General features: G+C 43.7%; 19 protein-coding genes. 3 read left to right on the top strand and 16 right to left on the bottom strand.

Annotation, left to right across the window (positions count from 1 at the left end; genetic code table 11):
• Positions 1 to 6: 6 nt before the first annotated feature.
• Both WC659_00750 and WC659_00745 read right to left on the bottom strand, forming a co-directional pair.
• A complete protein-coding gene (locus tag WC659_00750; protein ID MFA4872451.1) occupies positions 7 to 810 on the bottom strand; it encodes a class I SAM-dependent methyltransferase in 804 nt (267 codons plus the stop codon).
• 10 nt (positions 811 to 820) lie between these two features.
• Positions 821 to 2,035 carry a glycosyltransferase gene (locus WC659_00745; protein MFA4872450.1) on the bottom strand — a complete coding sequence of 405 codons (1,215 nt, stop codon included), beginning with the start codon at positions 2,033 to 2,035 and terminating at the stop codon, positions 821 to 823.
• A gap of 157 nt (positions 2,036 to 2,192) precedes the next feature.
• Between WC659_00745 and WC659_00740 the strand changes: the two genes are divergently transcribed.
• From WC659_00740 to WC659_00730, 3 genes are all read left to right on the top strand, one after another.
• Positions 2,193 to 3,554, top strand: coding sequence for an O-antigen ligase family protein (locus WC659_00740; protein MFA4872449.1), 1,362 nt, complete (start codon positions 2,193 to 2,195; stop codon positions 3,552 to 3,554).
• A 3-nt stretch (positions 3,555 to 3,557) separates the two neighbouring features.
• Complete coding sequence (locus WC659_00735; protein ID MFA4872448.1) at positions 3,558 to 6,467, top strand: GNAT family N-acetyltransferase; 2,910 nt, start codon at positions 3,558 to 3,560, stop codon at positions 6,465 to 6,467.
• 119 nt (positions 6,468 to 6,586) lie between these two features.
• Positions 6,587 to 7,744 (top strand): DegT/DnrJ/EryC1/StrS family aminotransferase, encoded by a 1,158-nt coding sequence (locus tag WC659_00730; GenBank protein MFA4872447.1) that lies wholly within the window; start codon positions 6,587 to 6,589, stop codon positions 7,742 to 7,744.
• Here WC659_00730 and WC659_00725 read toward each other — a convergent pair.
• The 14 genes from WC659_00725 to WC659_00660 form a co-directional block, all read right to left on the bottom strand.
• Positions 7,736 to 8,899, bottom strand: a complete 1,164-nt coding sequence (locus tag WC659_00725; GenBank protein ID MFA4872446.1) for a GNAT family N-acetyltransferase — start codon at positions 8,897 to 8,899, stop codon at positions 7,736 to 7,738. The two genes, WC659_00730 and WC659_00725, sit on opposite strands and share 9 nt — an antisense overlap.
• Before the next feature lie 9 nt (positions 8,900 to 8,908).
• Entirely contained in the window at positions 8,909 to 9,841 is a 933-nt protein-coding gene (locus WC659_00720) for a GNVR domain-containing protein (GenBank protein MFA4872445.1), read from the bottom strand.
• A gap of 237 nt (positions 9,842 to 10,078) precedes the next feature.
• The gene (locus WC659_00715) at positions 10,079 to 11,128 is read right to left on the bottom strand and encodes a glycosyltransferase family 4 protein (protein ID MFA4872444.1); all 1,050 of its coding nucleotides are present in this window, start codon (positions 11,126 to 11,128) and stop codon (positions 10,079 to 10,081) included.
• Positions 11,125 to 12,456 (bottom strand): glycosyltransferase family 39 protein, encoded by a 1,332-nt coding sequence (locus WC659_00710; GenBank protein MFA4872443.1) that lies wholly within the window; start codon positions 12,454 to 12,456, stop codon positions 11,125 to 11,127. The genes WC659_00715 and WC659_00710 overlap by 4 nt, the downstream gene beginning before the upstream one ends.
• Positions 12,443 to 14,026: an NAD(P)/FAD-dependent oxidoreductase gene (locus tag WC659_00705; GenBank protein MFA4872442.1), complete on the bottom strand. Its 1,584-nt coding sequence runs from the start codon at positions 14,024 to 14,026 to the stop codon at positions 12,443 to 12,445. The genes WC659_00710 and WC659_00705 overlap by 14 nt, the downstream gene beginning before the upstream one ends.
• Before the next feature lie 22 nt (positions 14,027 to 14,048).
• Complete coding sequence (locus tag WC659_00700) at positions 14,049 to 15,860, bottom strand: hypothetical protein (GenBank protein MFA4872441.1); 1,812 nt, start codon at positions 15,858 to 15,860, stop codon at positions 14,049 to 14,051.
• Positions 15,861 to 15,874: 14 nt separating this feature from the next.
• On the bottom strand, positions 15,875 to 16,612 hold the full coding sequence (locus tag WC659_00695) for a glycosyltransferase family 2 protein (GenBank protein MFA4872440.1): 738 nt from the start codon (positions 16,610 to 16,612) through the stop codon (positions 15,875 to 15,877).
• Between the two features lie 5 nt (positions 16,613 to 16,617).
• Complete coding sequence (locus WC659_00690) at positions 16,618 to 17,217, bottom strand: class I SAM-dependent methyltransferase (protein ID MFA4872439.1); 600 nt, start codon at positions 17,215 to 17,217, stop codon at positions 16,618 to 16,620.
• Between the two features lie 5 nt (positions 17,218 to 17,222).
• Positions 17,223 to 18,425: a glycosyltransferase gene (locus WC659_00685; GenBank protein MFA4872438.1), complete on the bottom strand. Its 1,203-nt coding sequence runs from the start codon at positions 18,423 to 18,425 to the stop codon at positions 17,223 to 17,225.
• Between the two features lie 139 nt (positions 18,426 to 18,564).
• On the bottom strand, positions 18,565 to 19,506 hold the full coding sequence (locus tag WC659_00680) for an FkbM family methyltransferase (GenBank protein MFA4872437.1): 942 nt from the start codon (positions 19,504 to 19,506) through the stop codon (positions 18,565 to 18,567).
• 13 nt (positions 19,507 to 19,519) lie between these two features.
• Positions 19,520 to 20,218 (bottom strand): class I SAM-dependent methyltransferase, encoded by a 699-nt coding sequence (locus WC659_00675; GenBank protein MFA4872436.1) that lies wholly within the window; start codon positions 20,216 to 20,218, stop codon positions 19,520 to 19,522.
• A 188-nt stretch (positions 20,219 to 20,406) separates the two neighbouring features.
• Positions 20,407 to 21,456, bottom strand: coding sequence for a glycosyltransferase family 4 protein (locus WC659_00670; protein ID MFA4872435.1), 1,050 nt, complete (start codon positions 21,454 to 21,456; stop codon positions 20,407 to 20,409).
• 105 nt (positions 21,457 to 21,561) lie between these two features.
• The gene (locus tag WC659_00665) at positions 21,562 to 22,143 is read right to left on the bottom strand and encodes a methyltransferase domain-containing protein (GenBank protein MFA4872434.1); all 582 of its coding nucleotides are present in this window, start codon (positions 22,141 to 22,143) and stop codon (positions 21,562 to 21,564) included.
• An 18-nt stretch (positions 22,144 to 22,161) separates the two neighbouring features.
• A complete protein-coding gene (locus WC659_00660) occupies positions 22,162 to 23,214 on the bottom strand; it encodes a GDP-mannose 4,6-dehydratase (GenBank protein MFA4872433.1) in 1,053 nt (350 codons plus the stop codon).
• Positions 23,215 to 23,219: the final 5 nt, after the last annotated feature.

Here is a 23,219-nt window from a genome sequence, read left to right as displayed (position 1 = left end):
TATTTATTACTTAACTCCCATAATCCTTACATTAAGAACTCCCCCTAATGGAAAATTCTGACGTATCTTTAACGGCAACTTACTAAACAATCGCTCAATAAAAAGTACTACATTGATATTACAACGCATATAATATCCCTTTCCTCCTATGTAGGTAATTAGTTCACTGAATCCGTTATCTCTAAATAATTTTATAAGCTCTTTAAATGAATATTCTTTTAAATGAAATCCGGTTGGCGTCGATGTAAAGTATCGAGAAATATCATGAGGCCCTGTCAGTTTATTGGGGGTCATGCAAAGATATCTCCCGCCCATACGCAACAATAAATATACCTTTTTTATATGCTCCTTTGCATCATCAGGATGAAGGTGCTCAATGAATTGATTGCTGTATGCGAGATCCATACTCTCCCGTTTTAATAAATTTTCTTGTAATGGCACAAGTATGAGCTCAAAATTTGAAGGAAGAGCTACATTATTGGGTAGCATATTGGTCGTCTCAGTGGCATAAACATATCCTGCAAATCGAGCTACCGCCAATGCGAGTGCACAATCACCCGCACCAAATTCAATGAATGTTGTGTTTGGATGCACAAGGTGTCTCAATAGATTTAATTTTTGTAATTCTTTAGCTGCATTTTCCTTTATCTCTGCATCTCCCTCCCATCCTTCAATTTGTTTCGCCATGTCAAAAAAACCGCGATATACTTTTGCATACATTTGTTCACGACCCTCAGATGAGATAGTACGTAACTGATCAGACAGCTTTTTTTCTAAATTATATAAGACAAAACGAGAATGAAAGTTCATAGTATCAATACTATAATAATGAAGAATAGAGTTTAATAATTTTATTAATATGAAATTTAGTATTAAAAAGATTATTAATTTTAGTCCTCGCATTTATGCCTAGCTGCAAGCAATGTGCCATATTCTCCTCCATCTCCTTTATGGCACACAATAACATCTCATTATCATGCTCGTTCGATATCAATTTGCCATTATAACCATCCTCAATAATCTCATTGATACCTCCTTTATCGAATGCGATGACTGGCCTCCCAGCTGCTCCTGCTTCAAGAATCACCATGGGGAAAACTTCACACGCGAGTGAAGGCACTATTACCGCCCTCGCTTGAACATATAATCGGGCAAGCTCACAGTGCGGGACCTGCCCCAGAAAACGAAGATTCAGGCAATTTGCGGCACAGTCGCGCACGAGGCGCTCCAAGGGACCGCTTCCGGCAATAATGAATGACACATCTGGCAACTGTTTCACTGACTCGAGCAATATATGTATACCTTTTTCTTCCGACAACCTGCCTACATAGAGCATAGCATCCCCGATGTCCTGCGTAGGTAAAAACTCTTTAGCGTCAATAAAATTCGGAATAACCTCAAGGCGCCTTGGCTGAAATCCCCACTCTTGCAGTGTACGCGCCATAAATTCACTGGGTACAATAAAGGCATCCACATACCGTTCATATAACCTTAAGGTATGATGAATCCACAGCTCAAACGCGCATACTGCGCTGGCGAAGTAAGAGGATTTCACGCAACGATGGATGAAGGAATTAAAAAAACGGCTGCCTTTTGCATGTTCGCAATATCCCCCATGTGCATATAAGTTATACGCCGGTGATACAAGATGAAAATCATGGAGTGTCATGACAATCGGTATACCATGTTTTTTTAAAACCGGCAATATAGAAGGAGAAATCTGATGATAAATATTATGCAGATGCGCAATGTCAATAGGATAGTGCGTAAGCAACGCATCAAGCTTTGTTGCCGCTTCTCTCGACCACAATACCCGCCCAACGGTGCGCAATCCTTCCCACCCCCCTTGTGGTCGTTCCGTAATAATTTTAGAAACAAAATATCTATTAAGTGGATATTGCTTATCTCTTCCTGAAGCCATAGCAAAAGGAATGACATCGTGTCCATGCGTTTCAAGCAGGGATGAAAGCGCGAACATGTAGCGTTCTGCCCCTCCTTGTTCGAAATAAAATTTGTTTACTTGGAGTATACGCATCTTGACAAAACTTAAAATTTACGCTTTAATAAATGGCTTCTATAATAATCAATTTAACCTGATAACGATGAATAAAGAAACACTAAGTATCTTTCTGCCTCTCTGCGCCGCAATCATAATTGCGACAGCGTTTTTTATCCTGCGCACACCCGCAATTATGCCATACGTTATCATGCTTTTATTCTTGAGCATATCCCCTCTCCTTTTCCGATATCCCCATCATGCCTTCCTCGCGCTTCTCATCCTGCGCAATATCGCCGATGTGATGAGCGATGTGCCTTTGATCAGTCTGGGAGGGATGACCATTAATCTTGCCGGCCTCATCGGACTATTTTTTATCGGATGGAGTATGTGGTATTTTTTTCAATTCCGGCCAATTCTCCTGACTCGCGATCTCGCCTTCCCTGCAATTTTTATCCTTATATGCACCGCGAGCGTGTTTACTTCCCTCGATCCGGTAAAAAGCGCGCAAGATCTTATTAAATTCGTAAATCTCGTCTGCATTTTTATAATTGCCTACGATTTCTGTAAAACGATGCCGCGTTACACCGCGCTCATCAGCGTCCTCGCATCTGCCATTATCATACCAGCTACGGCAGGACTCGTACAACTCGCGCGCGGCACCGGACTTTCTGTTGATATCCAGAACCGTCTTATGGGTACGTACGTGCACCCTAATTCGTTTGCTTTCGCCCTCGTCATTGCCATTTCCTCTTGGGTGATCCTGAGTTTCCTGGCATCACGACAAAATCCGCTCATCTCGCCATCTGATAAAAAATTAATGTCCCGGCTTTCGTGTCTTCCTTATCCCCTCATCCTTGCCACGCTGGGGATATTGCTGCTTCTTACTTACACGCGAGGCGCCTGGATTGGCATCGCCATTATTCTTCTCGCTTATTTTCTCTGCTTTCATGTAAAGAAAACAATAATTATAATAGCATTAATCGCCTTTACCGTTTTCGCTTTCCCCCATATCTCCGACATGATCTTCGCCGCTACTGGTTATGACATGACTCGCAGCCAAGTCATCCAGCGGCTACACCCACCTTCTGATGAAACTGATTCCTTTATGTGGCGCCTGCGCTCTTGGAAAGAAGTATCAGTAAAATTGCACGGCATGCCGATCTTCGGCTATGGCCCGGCCATGTATGCACAGGTGCGCGAGAGCACGGTAAGCTATCTCACTGACATCGGCACCGAAGCGCATAACGACTATCTCCGCCTGGCGCTGGAAACCGGATACCTGGGCGCCGCGAGTTATTTCCTCTTCTTCATCGCCAATCTCATACAGTGCATACAAGGAGTCCGCACGGCGCGTTTTCTGCTGGATAAAAAAATATACATAGTAGTTGCTGCTACCATTACCGCCTTCCTGATCATGAGCATCTCTGATAATATTTTAAGAAGCACGCCAGTAAACTGGCTATTATGGGCGCTTATGGGCGGCACGACAGGCATGATACACGCGAAAAAACACGAAGCTCAACGATTACTTAATCAACTTAGTATCTCAGCATAACCTATGGAACCAAAAGTGAGTATTATTATCAGAACGTGCAATTTAGGACAGTTTCTCGCTGACGCGATACGAAGCGTCCAAGATCAATCCTTTCCCGATTGGGAAACGATTGTGCTCGATGATGCTTCAACGGATAACACAGAAACAGTAGCAGAAGATCTTGCCGCAAACGATCTCCGGATCAGTTATGTCCGAAATCAAACGCGCCTTGGAAGAGCGCGAAATTTGAACCATGGACTTTCGCTCGCCCAAGGTGAATATATTGCCATCCTTGACGGAGACGATATGTGGAATGATAAGGAAAAACTTTTATGCCAAATTAATATCCTCGATCGTGATCCTGAGATAGTCCTTGTCGCTGGACATGCGGCCGAGATCAATGAGACGGCACAGCGCATCGTCCGCAGGTGTGCTGTGCCGTGGCACGACGACAGACGAATACGCGAACGACTCCTGATTGAAAATATCATCCCTCACAGCACCGTTTGTTATCGCCGCGCTCATGCCCTAAAGGCAGGCGGGTACGATGAATCTCTCGCCTATACGGAAGACTATGAATTCTGGTTGAGACTGGGATTGCTTGGAAAATTATGCATATTGCCGGCAACTTTCTGTTACTTTCGTTTGCATGGAAATAATGTCAGCATTGTGAAACGAAAACAATTGCTTCGGGAAACACTCAAAGTGATAATCCGGTATCGTGCGCACTATCCCCATTATGTATTGGGGTGTCTCAACCGTCTCGTCATGTTAATGGCAAGTGTCATTCCTTCTTCTTTGCGGCATTTTTTGTCATCTTTGATCAGTTTTCAAAAGCTCCGGCTCAGACTATGGGACACCATCCAACTGAAACACGCGCCAGCCGCTCCATCAGTGTTCGCAAACTCCACATCACAAAATGGCTATCGCATCATGCGCATCACTGATCTTTCCGCAATAACACCTCAAATGCAGGACGCTTGGAATCATTGCGTAGTACAAAGCAACGCCGGCAGCGCATTCCAAACGTTTCGCTGGATAAAAACCTGGTGGGAACATTTCGGAAATGACAAAAAATTATTTGTGCTTCTGGCCGTCAACGACAAAAATGATATTTGCGCGCTTTTCCCGGGCATGATAGTCACGCAACGCTGGCTACCCAAAATCCGGCGCACGCTCTCTTTTATTGGAACTCCGCTTAATGATATAGCAGATGTTCCTCATCTTGCTGAAAGTGTGAACGCGCTTGACTTAATATGCAATTATATCGCAAATTCACGATTTGAATGGGATATGGTACGGATTAAAGAACTGCCAGAAAATTCCGTTTTTTTGCATAAAATACGAAGCCATCCGGCTTTTGTCCGCCAGCACATAGGATCTACGAATCTCCAATTGTTCATCCCGCAGCCGACACTAGAGAATACAGCACAAAAAATCAGACAGCTCTCAAAAAAACACTTGAACCAAGAGATGAAGAAACTGCAAAAACTGGGAGACATTAAAATTACACTTAATCACGGCGATGCCGAAAAACATTGGCTCTTTGATCTCTTTTGCGAACTACAGGCTAAACGCTGCCGGCAAACATCCTTTTCCTCACCCATGCAGAATCCTCTCCTGCGCCGTTTCTGGCATGCGCTCATTGACGCGTTCTCGAACTCAGATATTGTGCGCTGCGCTACGTTACAATTGAATAAAGAGATAATCGCAATCCAGTGGCACTTCGCGACTGCCATGAGGATGTCATTGTACCTCACAACGTTTGATCCTACCTACCACATCTACTCGCCGTCGCTCTTACTTATGCGCGCCATCATTAATTCTTTCTATCAATCCGGAGAGTTTGCGATATATGATTTCGGTCGAGGAGATGAGGCGTATAAACGCCGTTTTGCGGAGAGTGATACAAAAAACTTTGAATTTATAGCAGCACCGGATTCGCCGCTCTATATTTATTACATCCGAACTCTCTCCAAGTGCAAAAATATTCTTAAAAAAATCAAAATTCTTGTTCACTTTATGCGGCTGGCAAAAAAGTTTGCCTCCCAAAGCGTGCACGTCTTATCTGCCACGGCGCTGCGGACTGAATTAAAAAATATATTACGCGTTATTATCTTCGCTGGCGTCTACTATTCCGGTGTCTCCTGGCTTTATGCCAAACTCACTCCGCAACGAGCAAGGATCATCTGCTATCACCGCATCCCTACCCAGCCAACCGATGCACATCTTGATATTTCACTCGAGACATACACACGTCAGATGGAATACTTATCAACAAATTTTCAAATCGTTACCCTTGCGAAAATTGCGACAGCGATACAAGATCAACGTCCGTTTCCCGCGCGTGCAGCAGTGGTGACATTCGATGACGGAACAAAAGATTGGGCTCAAAATGTCCTGTCCATACTTGCAAATTTGCGCATCCCGGCCACCTTCTTTATTTCTACGGGCTTCATCGATTATGGAACAATTCTGTATTCACACGGCTGCACCGCGGCGCCCGCCATTACCAGCGGCGATGTGCAAATCCTGAAACAATCACCCTGGGCCGCAATTGGAGCGCACACGCACGATCACCCACGTCTTTCGAAGCTGGACGAACATAAAGCAGCGCAAGAAATACTTAAATCAAAACAAGAGCTTGAGCGACAGATCCAAGCGCCGATCGATTTATTCGCCTACCCTTTTGGTAAATCAGAAGATTTTACTACCCTGACCAGAGAGATCCTCCGGGCCGCTGGATTCCGTGCTGCCTGCACCATCGAAGAACGCACTGCATCCTGCCACGACGACCCTTACGAGATTCCGCGTATCGTGATATTTGATGAACCATTATGGATGTTCAAAGTTCGTGTCTCGGGAATACTTGACGACATAATACATATATGGAAAAAATATGTTCATCGTGAACGAAATTTAAATAATATCTAGTAAATCCGCGTCCGACCGTATACGCCCTGTACCTCAAGATAATAGTACGAACGTATGGCGGTCGGTTATCTGCGTTAATCTGCGTGTAAACTTTTTTATTAGATTATTCCCCATAACGTATGATTCCTCTTTTCCCCACATTACATCCTGCATATTTTAGACAACCGGCACAACCGTCCTCCTTGCTGCCCTTTCCGCTGAACCAAAAACGCGTGCGGTATTATTACTTCGCCCGTAACGGCATCTGGGAAGCGCTTCAAATATTTGGCCTAAAAACTGGAGATGAAGTACTCATGCCCGCCTTCACCAGCGGCATTGAAGTGGATGCGGTAATCGCATCTGGCCTCGTGCCTGTCATTTATGACCTGCACGAAAACTTTACACCGAATTTCAATGATGTTCGAGCAAAATTATCGCCGCGTACAAAAATATTATACCTGACGCATTACCTCGGTTTCCCGCAACTGACGCGGGACGCGCTCAACGTCTGCAAAAATAACGGACTTTACTTGTTCGAAGATGTGGCGATAGGTTTCTTAAGCGCCGACGAAGACGGCGAACCGCTCGGCTCAAAAGGCGACGCGGCAATTTTCTGTCCAAGAAAAACGGTGCCCATCCCGCACGGCGGATTGATGGTGGTGAATAACCCAGACCTCCCATTTCCCGCAACCCGTCAACGCCGTCCATCGCATTACTCCACGGCGCGCCAAATGGCTGCGCTCTCCCTAAAACGCATGGCAGCGAGCAAAAATAGCCGTGCCTTTGCGCTTTTTGGCTCCTGGACATGGACAAGAGCCGTCCCTCTCCTCAATGCGTTTCTTAAAACTATCGGTATCAAAAATACTGAATGCGGAAGGTTTGAATTTGACGCGACAAAAACCGATTGGGGAATGTCCGCGATATCAAAATATCTTCTTCCGCGCTTCGATTATGAAGACATAAAACACCGTCACAGGGAAAACTATACCGCGCTCGCCGCGTCCATTAAGGGGGTTCCTGGTCTTACGATTGCTTTTTCTTCACTGCCTGCTCACACGGTCCCGCTCGATCTCATGATACTAGGTTGCAAATGCAATGAAATCAACGCGAAACTGCGCCAACAAGGTATTGAAACAAGCGTCTTCTGGCCCGACCACCGATCCTATGAAATTGGCGATTCTTCCCCATTTATTAAAAAAATTCTTCGCGAGCACTTAGTACTCCCCATCCATCAGGACTTATCCACCAGCGATATGGAAATTATGGGGTCTGCTATTAGAAGAATTTGCCTATCGTAAATGTTGTACCAGCACCTTGAAAGTATCCCGCAAAATTTTCATGATATTATATAATTTTCGCATCTGCGCAAACAAACGAAACGCGAAGGTGGATTTCTTGATAATCGCGTACGCGCGATACGGCAGCACGGCAAACGTGCGGTTGACGCTCCTCGAAATGACAACTTTAGAATACTGGGTAACGAATGACGGCTTCCAGCGGTCATGCCAGGGCACGTACGGCCCGAAGAAATTCAATGTTCTGACTCCACGCCGGTGAAGTAATTCCAGTGTTTTCAACACACCTAACTGCCCCACACTATAGCAACTGAATTTTTCGTCATACATCGTTTTAAAAAAATACGCTTCATTTCCTTGTCGGAGCATAAAATGAAACGACACCGGGAACCCGCCGCAGATGAGAGAAACCAAGACAATCGAACCTTTCTCTGCCGCCGTTTTAGCCAAATCAAAAAAATACTGCTTCGTGCGATCTTGTTGCAACACGGCGCTGTGCGCATATCCTTTCCATCCCATAGTTTCAATGGCAAAACCCTCATAACACGCATTGATTATCTCTTCTTTCCGTTCGGCCACAGAAACCGTAAGAGGCCCAAATTCGCTAGTGAGATATTGCTCCTTTCTACGCAATGATCGCTTAAGATCACTTCTTAAACTGTGGTAATATACGTCCCATTGTTCGCCCAAGCTAATGTTGCCTATTCGTATAGTGGGATAAACCACGAGGGCGTATTTTCTTGATCGAAAATACTGAATAAATGATCGCCAAAATACGCGAGACATGTCAACGTGCTGCAGTATAATAGCGTCCCCAACATTGGATTCTTCTAGAGTAGCGGCAATACGCATGCCAGATACCTCGTCCGCATCGCCGATCACTGGCGCATACCAGGTGTTGTCTTCAGTGGTAGTGGGAGCGGATAGCAGCAATTTACCTCGTGAGGTCCGTGATAATACCAACGGGAGACCGCAAGTGCGCGATCTATCGTCGTCGAATAACACGTAAGGCTCCGCCGCCGGAAGACTCGTGCGATACCACACCTTCAAAAAAGAAGAGGAACCGAAGAGTTTATCAATGTTCCGTTCGCTTTTTTGCGCCGTGCGATCCCACTGATCGCTCACCGACGCAAAATTCTCAAATCCGTGCGCTATCATATTATCAATTTACGACAAATAGAAAAACTTGTTTTGGAAATAATACTTGCCGCCGAATGGCGCTTTTACATGGTCATGCATGCTGTGGACGTGAGATGCAGTGGGCGGCACTGCTGGTGAAGATTCAGGAATATATTGAGACGCTTCTTCGATAGTCTCTTGATAGGGCTCTGACTCGGGTATTCCCACCACATAAGGATTTATCCGCAACTCTTGGTTCGCAGGAGGCGCTGGCGGTAAAACTTCCTCTCTCTTCTTAGGGGCAAGGTATCCTATGGGAAGCGGCGTATATTCCGCACTCGCGTTTGGTGAGAGCGTAAGAGGATAAGTAATGCTCTGGGCGATTGCTTCCCGGACAAATGAATACCCGAGCGAGATGATGAATCCTGCGATGAGCCCCACTGCCATGTTCATGGGGATATTCGGTTTCACCGGCGCGGTAGTGGTTAGCGGCGCGTCGACTATCTGCAGATTCACGGTGTCGCCCGTGCCCAAATACCCTGTCCCTTGCGAAATGAGCACGGTGTTGATGGCTACAAGAATGCGTTCCGCCTGTTCCCGATTCTTATGGTAGACCGTAATGGCAAGTATGCTGCTGCTGGGCACCACAGACGGTTTAACGACCGCACCCCACGCTTTGCGCCTGCTTGCCTCGTCCTTTGGAAAATCATTCACAATGGAAAAGCCAGCTCCAAGCACCCGTTCAAAAAATGACGCGGTGCCGATGATTGTGGTCAGATTCTGCGCGAGTTTTTCGGATCCTCGCGCGGCAGTGTAGGCGTCCATGCCGCTGGTTTGCTTCTGCGTCACGAGAATGCGCGCAGACGAGGCATAAAGGGGCGTTTGCTGAAGGCTAAGCCCAAGCGCGGCAACTGCGCCAATGAGGCTTAAAATGACGATGCCTCCCCAGTGTTTATACACGAATTGGGTAATCGATGGCATAAATATGCGGTTATCCGGTAAACCCCGTTACAATTGGCTTAAGGCCTCTACAGTATTCACCCGAATCCCCCTTCGGGCTGAATTGCCGTTCATTTAAGGTCTTAGAACCATAACGTTCTTGTAACGGGGTAAAGAACCATACAGACTACCAGATTCCTGTAATTTGTCAACCTCTTGGGCTATTTTAGCCTTATTATAAAATTTACACGCCATATCGCGCCAAATGGCGGACAAGGCTTATAACTTCTTCAGTTCATTTAATAATGCAGCGGCAAGCGCTTGGGGTGTAAAGCGCTCATGATAGAGCCGGTATCCCCTTTCGGCGATTTCCTCGCGCTCCTTCGGGTGATCGCGAAACCATAATATTTTTTCCGCGAGGTCTTCAGGGTCATCAGGATTGCAGGCTATGCACGTCTCGCCCTCCTTCACAATTTCTATGATGGCCGGATTCCTCGCGGTAAGATACGGCAATCTCAGACAAAGCGATTCATACGCTTTATGTGGGATAGTCCGCTCAAGGCGTTCATGAGAGGACAGCTGCCCAAGGCTGACATGGCAGCGCAACATAAGGGCGATGAGCTCGTCTTCTGTCAAATATTCTGTTTTTAATTCCAGATTCTGCGGCTGAAGCTCATGAATCAACTTTTGAATCTTTTCCAGCTCAATGCCGTTTGCAAGCATCAATACCTTAATCCCTTTTCCTTCCAATATTTTCGCAGCCTTCACCACTATGTCCCCTCCCGCTTCAGGCAGCAATCGCCCTCTGAAAAGCACAGTAAAATCATCAAACTTCTTACTCTGGGGATCAAAATGAAACTTCTTATCATCGGTGCCCGTCCATGCGACCATAAGCTTTCCTCCCGGCACATGGAACTTTTTTTCAAAAAAGGCTTTCTGATGTGCGCTTTCCACCATTATCAAATCTGCACACCAACATGCAAGTATATCTAAAAGCCAATAATATATGGCTTTGACAGAATGAGTACTCGCAAGATTCCGTGAAATGATCTTCCTCTCATATTCCGAACAAAGCGCATTATAAACAATCTTTTTCCGCGACCACAGACGGAGCCAGATTACCACGTGCGGGCTTGCGTAACCGGCGCAGATGATATCAACACTGTGTCTCTGCTTAAAATACGCTGATAAAATCTGCCAATAACGCGCAAGCGATTTTTGCGGAAAAAAATAATCAATTACTTCTATGCCATTCTCCCTCAAACCGCGCAGATATACGCCATCGATGGAGGTATGAGGCTGTGCAAACCCTATATAGAGCATGGTCATAACACACGCCGTAAAAGATTCTTCTGTCTATAATAATTTATTACTCGCTCAAACCCATACGCGCTCATGATAAGATATAAGGGGATGACCGGGGCACGATACCGCGCGGTTCCCACTACGCCAGTTGCGAGAAAGAAATAAACCAGTATCATCGCAATTAATAACATTAAATATCTATTATCGGTTTTCCTCATTACTGTAAAACCTATCGCACATAATACATATTCAATTAATTGCATGATAAATAGGATGGGTGTGAGCCAATATTCCTGCCTTGCGGTAGATATGGTTCTCTCAATTCTGGTAAAAAGATTTTCACTAAGAGTGGTATCACTTCTTATAAAGGGAGGTATTTTTAATACGGGCAATAAGCTGACCTTCGCAGTCCCTAACATCATATTTGCGCCTCCCTTTATATGATAATAACTATACCACCAAGGATGGGCGAGAATATAGGAAACGGCTATTTTTTGTTGCACCGATGCGCGGCTGAATGGATTGGTAATCGTGGGATCTACGAGCTTGTTCAATTCGTACCTTGATTCATCAAGGCTGACATGCTCCACTAACGATTTTACCTTTGCGACATTATATTCCAAAAGATTGTAGCCTTCGATGGTAGAGAGAGCATAGTGCCCAAAATTGAAATAATTTCTTATTTGCCAAAATGAAAGGATGAGGAAAAAAAATCCGATATATACCACTGCACGACTAAATAGCTTGCGTGAAAAAGGTATAAAAAAAGTCAGGATGAGTCCCAAATATTGAGCTACGGGGCGAACTAGCGTTGCTAACCCCAGATACATTCCACCCAAAGCATAATATTTAATATTATCCCGTTTCAATGCATAAACCGTGGCCAATACCGCGCCCGTAAAGATAAACGTAAAAATAGTTTCAGTCATGAGCTGCAACGTCTGGGCTGCTGCCAATAAATCAATGCTGTAGAACAACATGGCATAATGCGCTGTTTTCTGTGACGCGAATATCTCCTTTGCCAGCAGGTATACAAGGATGGTCGTACCGACATCAAAAAAAATTTGGAATAAAAGCGCCGCCCAAACCTTACTGCCTATAACCGCAAAAATGACTGCAAGATAGAGAGGGTAAAGAGGAGTGCGGAACGTGCCGAAAGTTGATAATGAAATATCGGAGAGAATGCGTTCTGCCAACTGATAGTACTGCAGGGCATCGGAAATTAATATTTTTTGCAGGGTAATCTCTTGCCATGGCTGATATATTGCAAATAAACAAAGCCGAATGGCTAAAGATAACAATATGAGCCACCCTACCATGGGGAACGATGAAAATAAATTACTTTTCCTCATGATACTCTTTCTCCGTATTCACCGCCCAAATATTTTCCTTGTTTTGGCGATGATGAATGATATTGTCCACTGCTACCATGGCGGTGAGCATAGAGTGATCTTGATTATTATATTTATGCATGCCATTGCGGCCCAGCAAAAATAGGTTGTCGAATTGGTCATAAAATTTCCTCACCGTTTCAAACTGCTGATATGCGCCGAAATAAACCGGGTACGCCTTCTCCTGGCGTATGACCACCCCGTCAACTGTATCTCTTTCTGCGATTATCCCAATTTTTTCCAATTCCTTTTGCGCCATTTGCACTAAAGAAGCATCATCGCGCTCCCACATATTGTCGCCAACCTGACAAAAATATTCTGCCCCTATCCATACGAGCCCCGGGGCTGCCACGAGATAAGGACTCATATTATTGCATATTTGTATCCTCGCCACCTGCACATTGGGTTCCTGAATATATAACCAATTGTCACGTATTAGTTCGTGGGGATATTCTTTATCAGTTAATAATAGGCGTTTCAATAATAAACCAATAAGAATTATATCACGATAACGCAGCCCATCACTGATTTCTCTTACCTCCTGATCGACTTCTCCCATAAATGATTTTGTCAATTCTTGCACCGGCATTGTCGAAAAAAAGTAATCTCCTTGCCATTCTTTTTTTTGTCCTTCAATGAGACTATGACCACCAATTGCTATTACAGTATGCTCCTTTTGATAAATTTTATCGACATTAAAATTCATGATAATCTCACCTCCCCTTTGCCGTATTTTATCCGCTACTGTTTCCCACATTTGTCCCGCACCGCGCTTAGGATACAAAAACCATTCAATGAGCGACGTTTCAGTCTTTTTTTGGTCTATGCTTTTATTTTTATGTATCAGTTTCATAATAAAATCTTTCAGCGCATTCCCCACCGAAAGGCCTTTTACGCGCTGCGCTCCCCACTCCGCACTGATCTCGCGGCATGATAATCCCCATAATTTCTCTGTATATGATTTAAAAAAAGTTAAATAGAGTTCCTTTCCAAAACGGTTAATATAAAAATCCTCCAAATTTTTCATTGGTTTTATGGGAAATAATATACTGTATACATAACTGATGCCGATGCGCAAAATTTTATAAAAACCGAGCCTTAGAAGCATAACCATATTTAACGCAATCGGATAAGGGAACAGATCCATTAAAAAATATATTCTCGTCTTCCGATTGCGCAAAAGCATAACTAAATCAGTTGTCTCGGGATCAAGGCGCTGATTTTGATTCGTGATGCCCAGTTTCGTTTGATAAGATCGGATAAACTCCATATTGTCCACATGCTGTAACGGCAAATGCCCAAGCCACCAGCGCATGACACGATCGGACTTTGAAAAAAAACGATGCGGCCCGATATCCATACGGTTACCTTTATAATCAATAGAACGCGCTAATCCGCCGATCATATTGCTTTTTTCAAGGATTATGGGAGTTATATCAGTTCTTGTCAGCAATTCCCATGCAACAGTTAAGCCTGCTGGGCCTGCGCCTATGATAATCGCTGTTTTTTTCTGATGCGCATCTTGAGTCATAATAGGTATTTAGGTTATATAGTTAATGAATGCGATAAATGTCAAAATTATTCACCCTTGTAACGAATGTAAACCTGGTGAGTAAATATTCCGGCACTGCGCCATCCTCGCGCCTATCCCATGCAAATATGTCTAGTTTATATTGCGCAAGTTGCTCATAGCGTCGTTGCTCGATAAAACGGACATATTCATCCGCAAAGCCGTGTAAAATATCTGCGGGCACGCAGACGGTGCATCCATAGACGCGCCTCACCCTTGCCGCACCAAGGTATCCAATGATTTCATGCGGTGTGTGTGAAAAATATTCGCCCGCTTTGTCCGCTTTCAGGCCGCGCAACCAAAGATAAATAAATATATTATACTTTAATCGTTCCGGATCAGCCAAAAACAAATGCGCATATATCCCGTCATAGGGATAATGTTTAGTATAGGTGGGAATCGCATTTGAAAAACTTCTATTATTGCTTAAGATAACCGACTCCAAAGGGAGATTTTTATCCAGCCACAGATATACGCCACCCCAATCCTGCTGCGCCATATAGCCTTGGGCTCTCGTTTCCAGGCTTTTCGCTTGAATCATAGTGGCGGAACCGATGCTCACGCTAAGAATAATTATCACCATTATTTTATTCAGCAGAGGAGCTACCCGTACACTAAGCATATGCGCTAAATAGAGCATGGCTATAATAAAAATTGGAACGTTGAAATACCAATGAAAATGCCCGTAAAATAAAACTCTCCCAGTGATGATTTGCTGATTAATTACCACAAATCCGCTTAATATAAGGGCGAGTATCAGGTGGACTGCAGGATCTTTCAATTTCCGGTAATTCGCGGCAAGCCATCCTATAAGGCTTATAGCCAACAGTTTGCTGAATACGAAGTCATGGGACCCATATATATTATATCGTGCCGCCGTCTCAACCCAAAATGGTGAATTCGCATTTTTTAACATGACAAACCAGAAGGGCAGGGTGATAATTATCCCGCAGAAAAAAAATCGCATCAATGCCTTTACCATTTCCTTATCTTTCCACCAGACGTAAAACCCTATAATAATAATGCAAAAAACAGTAAGGAAAATCCAGTTATAAAGATAGAGATAGATACTCAACCCATACAGTATGCCTATCGGATAACAATGCCATACCATCGTACGCTTGTTAAGGAGCAAGAAAAATAATAATAAAAATAGGAAAAAAAATAGCGTGCTTGTTTGGGGAAGCACAGGGCGGGAATAGGTAAGAAAACTATCAATAGAAAAAGCACCAAACTGCGTGGGAATTAAATTAAATAATTGTTTAGGAAAATATACAAATTGCGAAGCAAGCACGATACTGCTGCTTACGGCAAGCGCTAATAACTTAGACGAAAAAAGCAGATAAATGAAATAATATATAATGAACGTTAATAATAAGGGAAAAACAAAACGCGAGCCCCAGAAGAGAGTCGTCACTGGATTAAAAGAGAACAGAGCGCCAAGGGGTAAAAATAATAATTCACCCAAAGGTGGCTGCAAAAAAAGTGCGTCACGGCCTTCATAAAGAAATGCGTTGCCTATAGCATAGTGCCCGTCGAACGCTTCCCGCACCCTTCCCGCATAATAGTCTTCATTATCGGTACCGCCCAAATAAATACCTTGGTAGCGCTCCCCTAGCGTTGACTGGAAAATAAGCTGTGGCGCTATCGTTATCATTCCGATGAATAAAGAGAGGAACAATGCGCCCGCGTGCGCCCGACAAAAAATAAAGAGGGGTTTAAAAAAACGAGACAACCAACTAGTATATAAAAATATGCACACTTTTTTTATTTGCGGCATAAATGTATCCTGCATACTATATTTCATTCTTATTTTGTACGCCGAAATTCTCTTATCCTATAGCGTATTAAATTTATTAAAAATTCATTTATCGCTCTCATTTTCACAAATGACCTGCGTCCCGTAAGTCCCAAAAAAACTGTGGGTATTTCTCCTATACGCAAGTGCAGACGCCGTGCTTCGATCATAATTTCTGCGTCAATAAACCAGTCATTTGATTCCAGCCACATGCGTTCATAGACCGCACGAGTGAATATTTTCGGTTTCGCGTTGATATCCCGTACATTTAACCCAGGGAAAAGCGCATGAAAAAATAAATTATAAATAAAAGAAATTGTTTTTCTTAAAATACTATCTCCTCTTTGCAGACGATATGTTTTAACCATATCAAGTCGCTCATTTTTAATTTTTGTATATACTTTTACTAAATCCGCAATCGGCATTTGCCCATCACCGTCAATGACCGCAAGATAGGCGCCTCTCGCTTTCTCCAAACCTTTTCTCATATCCCATCCCATCATTCCCTGTTTTGGTTCTGCCAGATATACCACTTTCGGATAGGTCGCCGCTAATTCTGCTACGATGCGTGGAGTGCGGTCTCCAGAGCCTTCCATAAAATTGCCTACCAATACAAGCTCATAGTCTGGAATACCGCCTTCTGCAAGGATTACGATGGTACGTGAAATGAAATCACGGACTGCGTCTCCTGCTCGGTAACAGAGGATCACTATCGATAATTCAGACGTGAGAGGAGTCACTGATGCCATATTCCCTATTTATACACCTCGAAGCTGTGATAGACATATAATCCGCTGCGAAAAGTCATTTCCTTGTCAATTTTAAAATTATTTAAAATGAGTTGCGCGTATTCTTGTGGAGAGCGGATATAATCTCCTTTATCAAATTTCCTCAAGAAACGAAAAATAAAGTTGTCCATTTCAGTGCTATGGCTGACCTCAATCACTAGCGCTTTCCCTTGAGTTTTTAATACACGACGTGTTTCTCGTAAAATTTGCTGAACCGTTTCAGAGTCACAATGGTGTAAAACGGCCATGATGAGCGCGTAATCGAACTTCTCATCAGGAAATTCCAATTGGGTTGCATTCATAATTTTGAAAGTACCCTTTTTATTTTTTTTTGCATGCTGAATATAATCTGGCGATAGATCTATGCCATAATAGATATCATCCACAAAAAGTGGCGCAAACGTGCCAGTGCCGCAGCCAATATCGAGTATCGTCTTCCCCGCACTATCGCCAAAGGCCTTTCGGATAAGCTCCTTTTCTTTGGTAAAATTAAATTCAATAATATTTCTTAGCACATTGAAAATCCATGGTTTTTTGGCTAGTAAATCTCGAAATTTATTGAACATATTATTTATTTGATGATTGTAGTGAAGATACGCTGTGCCCGCTTAAGCCATGTATACTGCATGACGTCTTTATTCGCCTGCTGCCAATATGCATTATAGAGATCTGGGTTATCAATTACCTTTTGAATAACATTGGCGAGATCGCGCGGATCATCCGGATTAAAAAAAACTGCATTATGGTCATTTAATATTTCCTGCAGCGCAGGCACGCGGGACGCAATAAGAGGGGCGTGCGCGGTCATGTATTCGAATAATTTCATGGGTGAAGTGAATAATTTTGCATCATCGTTTTTTGCAGAATTCGGCAATACCAGCGCGTCTGCCGCATTGAGATAACGCGGGATGAGCGCATGGGGCTGATAACCGACAATTTTTATACGGAATGTATCCATATTGCGTATCGCAAATCTCTCGATATCATGAGGTGTGCCGCCCACAATTACCGCAAGAAAGCGATCATCGAGCAAACGGATCGCATCAGCGAGCATTTGCGCGCCTTTCCGTTCATATAAATGGCCGCTATAAAGGATAATCTTTTTGTCTGTCGGTAAACCTAATTGCCTCCGTAACTCATCCCTGTCACCCTGAGCCGAGTCGAAGGGTTGAACTTGCCCAGTCATTCGACTGGGCACCCGGTCGGATGACCGGGTGAACTTTTCAAGGTCTACTCCATCCGGCGCCACCATTATGTGATCAGGGTGTACGCCTTGTTTCACTAATGCGTCCTTAAGCCCCTTGGTAATTGCGACAATGTACCGGCATTTTCGCCATGCTTTGATATAGCGCTGCGGATGACTTGGTAAATTGTGCGCTTCCCACACCACACGCGGAAAAAATTTATGCAGGAGCGGCAAGAGATACTCATCACGGGTATACGCGACATCGTATTTTGAATATATATTGTGAATAAAGAACCATAAATATAATTTGAATATAAAAAGAAATCCTTGAACCTTAATATAGATGCCTTGCGGCAATCGTATCAGCCACCAAGGATCAAACGTTTTAATGCGTTGTAACGCAAAAGATCGTTTCACCCCATAATAGTCAAAAGGATTGACACCGTTAAATCCGGGATTCGCGCGCGTGGGGATCACCAGCGTCACTTCCGCGCCTGCGTGTGAAAAAGCATCACACATTTTCATTATCTGTATGCCATACGCTTTTTCCGTAGGCAGGCGTATATTGGCAAAATAAATTAACTTCATGGAAATAAATTCTCTATATACTATAGGGAATAAACAATTTTTATTCACATAAATACTTTTGCCATACCTACAGAATAATCCCGTGTAATGACTCTTCTCATACGAATAGTATGGTTAACATTGTATATTCCCGCTCGTATTATATGCCAGAAATACTTGGAAACATCAGTTTTATCTTCTTACGATCACGAGTGGCTAAAATATTAACGTACGCACCCTTGAGATGTCGGACATCGTCAACTCGCAGCCGTGATAGTACAATGGGAAAATTCTCTCCTATAAGCATAGGTTCGTTTTGTTCATGAATTACATATAATTCATAGCCATGCCTGTCTAACAATTGAGCAGGTAGAACAATAGTATCGGCTTGTGCAGTATCTTTTAAATATATTTCGAATATAATATCTGGGTGAAATACTTTAAGCACTTGTTCTGCTCCCGCTAATGCTCGGTATTCACTACCTTCAACATCCAACAGCATAAAATCTGGTTTCTCATCTTTATCGTTAAAATAATCATCAATAGTAACGCAATGGCACTTTTCTTTTCCTTTATTTAAGGATGGATATTGGGACAGGATGATTGTGGAACCGCCGTCCGCTTTGATGATGTCAGTTTCGCTATTTTGATTGGATAGCGCTTGTGGTTCCGCTCGAATATTTAGAAAATGATTTAGTTCTATATTTTGTATAAAGCGATCATATATATATGTAACAGGCTCAAACGCATAAATTATTGCATTGATATTAAAACGAGCTGCAATGAGGGGATAATATCCCAAATGGGCGCCGGCTATTACAATACACTTCTTCCCTTTAATTAATTTTTGAAATAATCTGGTGGTTACAGGCTCCCACGCATAAGTCACAAAATCAGAATAAAACATCAATACTTTATTCACCATATCATACATATCAGAATACACCTTCAATTTAATGCCATCACCGATTTGTACGACTTCGAGGTAATTTTGACCCAATCCTCTTTTTGCCAATGGCCATAAGATGAGGCTAACGATCCAATGTGTTTTATTGAATAATAAGATAATAAAACTTAATAATTTTCTAATATATTTTTTCATATTTATATACGTTTCACGTATAAAAATTTTTCTGTAAAATAAAAACAAATTGATACGTGTACTTCAACGGCATCATAAGCCAAATCATTTTATAGAGCACTCGCCGCAGTATCTTGTAGGGATTTTTAAATTGAAATATGCGCAGCTCCTCTGAAGGATATTTATCCTGATATATGTGCAGTATTTCCAATCCCCCTTCATCCAAAAAACGCTTCCATCCATCAAAATTTTTTAATACTTCAAATTCCCTCTGCGCAGTTCCTTTTTTTATTTTTTTTAACTTCCAAAAAAGGTAATTGTCATTCGGCAGTATAATAAGAAATTTCGCATCGTCTTTCGCAACCCTCACCAATTCACGAAGCCCCTTTAGAGGATCGCTGTAGTGCTCCAAACTCCCCAGACAACACACATAGTCAAACTGCTTATCGAGAAAGGGCAGACGTTCCCCGCTCCCCTGCACCACTGTGGAGTGGGGCGAATTTTTCTTTGAGAGCGCGACCGCGGCATCCGATAAATCAAGGCCTGTGGCAGCCAAGCCCTGCTCCGTAGCCACTTGCAAAAACAACCCCGTGCCGCACCCGACATCAAGCAATGATTGGTAAGTTTGTGTATTGCCTAATAACCTGAACCACCGTTCATATACCCATCGCGGGCGCATGGCGCGGTCCCCTTTGCTTGCATACACGGAGTCATAGAAGGCCTTAGGGTCCATATATTATATTCAATTGCTCTTCAAATTCCGACTCTAATGTCATTCCCGCCCCGTATCACGGTACGGGGTAAACTCCGGCGGGAATCCAGAAAACCAAAAGAAAAATGATTTTTGTTTATTTTTTGTCTGGATTCCTGATCTCGGTCAGGAATGACATTATCGGAATTAGGTTAGCAATTCAATATATATTAAATGCCATATACTCCCAGTGTAGCATGGACAATGGCATCCAATGAAATCGATACCGTTTCCCGTAAAGTGCTTTCCTGCAGTCTTAAGAGCGCCGCGTTATCCAAACTTCCCATGTATCTTATGCGTGCGTCAAGTTCCTGTCCATTCTTATATAAAAATCCATTGACTCCATCTTTAATCACCGAGGGCATATCGCCGCGCTTTGGCACAATCGCGGGAACGCCGTAGGAAAGCGAAAGCAGCATCGATCCTGAAGTGAGCACTTCTTTGAAGGCAAAAAGCGAGGCGTGAACCAATGAAAAATAGCGTGGTATGTCTTCGTTCGGAATAGAATGAGGCACAACGCATACGTTATTTTTTTTTACCAACGCACGCAATGCGGCAAGATATGATTGATAAAACGATTTTCCCGCAATCACTAAAATATAGCGATCAGGCAAGTTGTTAAAAAGTGAAATGAGCTGCTCAAGGTTTTTATAAGGCCGAATTGAACCAAAACTTAAAAAAACTTTGTCATTCTCTTTTAAATCAAGAACGGCGCGAAGCGAGGGATCCGGCGCCGAGAGTCGCGGACCATGGAAGCCGACGTAGTTGGGATGCGGAATAACATAGACGTCATTCGCCCTCCGGTAATTTTCAGCAAGAAACTCAACGCCAGCGGGCGAATGGACAATAACCGCGTCCGCGTACCGCGCCAGGAACCGTTGGGCAAGCGCGTCAAAGGCCGCATTCTTCCCTTCATGATCGCGCATATTATGGACAGTCCAAATAATCCTGTCGCCGCGCAGTTTCGACAATGTGATAATGCCTATACGGATGACAAATTTTATAAGGGAGATAACACGCCACTTGCTTGCGTAAAGTATTGAAGGCCAGTGTAAATGCACCACGTTTGTGCTGCGCCACGAGCGCGCAAGGCCCATAAAATCATTATGCTTCAGCACGATATCCGGCCGCTCCCGCGCAATGCCGCCATAGAGCTGATCCCAATAGCCATTGGGTATTTTCAGATGCAAAGGAAACGCAAATAAATTAATGTTTCTCATAATGATCAGACAGTTAAATTTACGCTTATTCTATCATTTTTCTAATAAAAAAAACAGGCAACGACGCCTGCGCTCCACAGTATACGATCTTTAAAAAAGTGAAATTCATTTCCACGCCGCGGCGAGCAGATGTTCGCCTAGATACGCAAACGGGCCGAAACGCGGCAATTTGAAACTTCTGCTTTTTATCGTGCACTTGCTGTCCGCAGTGACTTCAGTTTTCTGAAAACCGCTCTTCTCTAGCAAATTCTCCATCATCGCACGCGAATAAAAAATGCGATGATTCGGACTGCCAAGAATGATGTCGCGGCCGGTTGCTAAAAAACGCAGAATACGCGACAGTGCATATACGTTCGGACAATCAAGGATAAGCACGCCGCCTATTTTAAGCACCCGGTAACATTCATCAATAATCTGCTTCGGAACCCAGCTGTGCTCTATAACTTCACCCATGTAGACGGCATCAAAATAATTATCCTGATACGGCATTGCCTCTGCGTTGCCCACAATTTGATTCTGGAAATGCAGTCCGTATATGGCTTGGTCTTCAATATCAATCCCATGAATTTGTGATTGAGGGAACTCCGCAATCAGCCGCTCGTGGAAAAGTTTGGCTCTCCCTAAATTTCCTATATCGAGAATGACGCCGGGCTTGAGGTTCAAAAATAAAAATTCAATTCGTGACATAGTTTGTGCTATTAAAATCTAAGAAATATTATTTCTCCAGTATTCCAATATATCAGGAATCGTATGTTTAAGGAAATTAAATTTCGGCTGCCAGCCGGTTGTGGTGCAGAATTTCCTGTTATTGCCTATAATAATGCCTCCATCAGTGGGCCTCAACCCTTTGGGATCAGGAACCAACGCGATCGGCTGCACTCGAGAGAGCTTAGTGATCGCGGAAATAATATCTTGAAAACGATACCCCCTGCCCGAACATACATTGTAAACTTCCCCCGGTTTGCACTTCTCTACCGCCAACCAATAAGCCTGCACCACATCCCGCACGTCAGTAAAATCGCGCACTGCAGTCAAATCCCTCACTTCCAGCTGCGGGGGGCGCAATCCTTTTTCAATCTCCGCAACCTTCTTGCAAAAACCCGATACGCCGAATACGGGATCGCGACGCGGGCCGGTATGGTTGAACGCGCGTAGGCGGATGACCTTCATACCATACGCCCTCCAATACTGATAGCCCATGTAATCCTGCGCGATTTTTGAAAGCGCATAGGGCGAGAGCGGCTGCAGGGAGCTCTCTTCAGTAAACCCCGTTACCAGGTACTTATTTCCGTCATAGCGTTCTGTTCCCGTTACTTTATGCTGTACCGTTATTGGTAACGGGGTAAAGCCTTCTTGCGGGCCTTGCTGCCCATATTCTTCAGAGGAACACGCGATGAGAATAATGGGGTTGTAGGAACCACCCTGTACGGCTCTTACCGCTTCCAGCAGATTGCTCTGGCCAATGATGTTGGTATGCAGGGTCGTTTCCGGATTTTCCCACGAGGTGCTTACATAGCTTTGCGCAGCGAGATGTATAAGAGCATCAGGCCGGATGTGATCTATAAGCTCTTGTATGCGTCCTTTATTGTCTATATTGCACTCATGAAGTGTTAAGTGCCCTTTAATAGGCTCCAAATACTGCGGCAATGCGGGAGTAAGCGAAGTTCCGTGGAGTTCGACGTCAGGATGAGCAGAAGCGATATATTCCGTGAAATGTCCGCCTACAAAACCTGTGATGCCAGTAACAAGGATTTTCATTTTGA

The sequence above is a fragment of the Patescibacteria group bacterium genome (assembly GCA_041645165.1).
Classification (GTDB): domain Bacteria; phylum Patescibacteriota; class Patescibacteriia; order 2-02-FULL-49-11; family 2-02-FULL-49-11; genus 2-02-FULL-49-11.
Note: the sequence above shows the minus strand (reverse complement) of the source record. Positions and strands in the feature narration are given on the sequence as shown.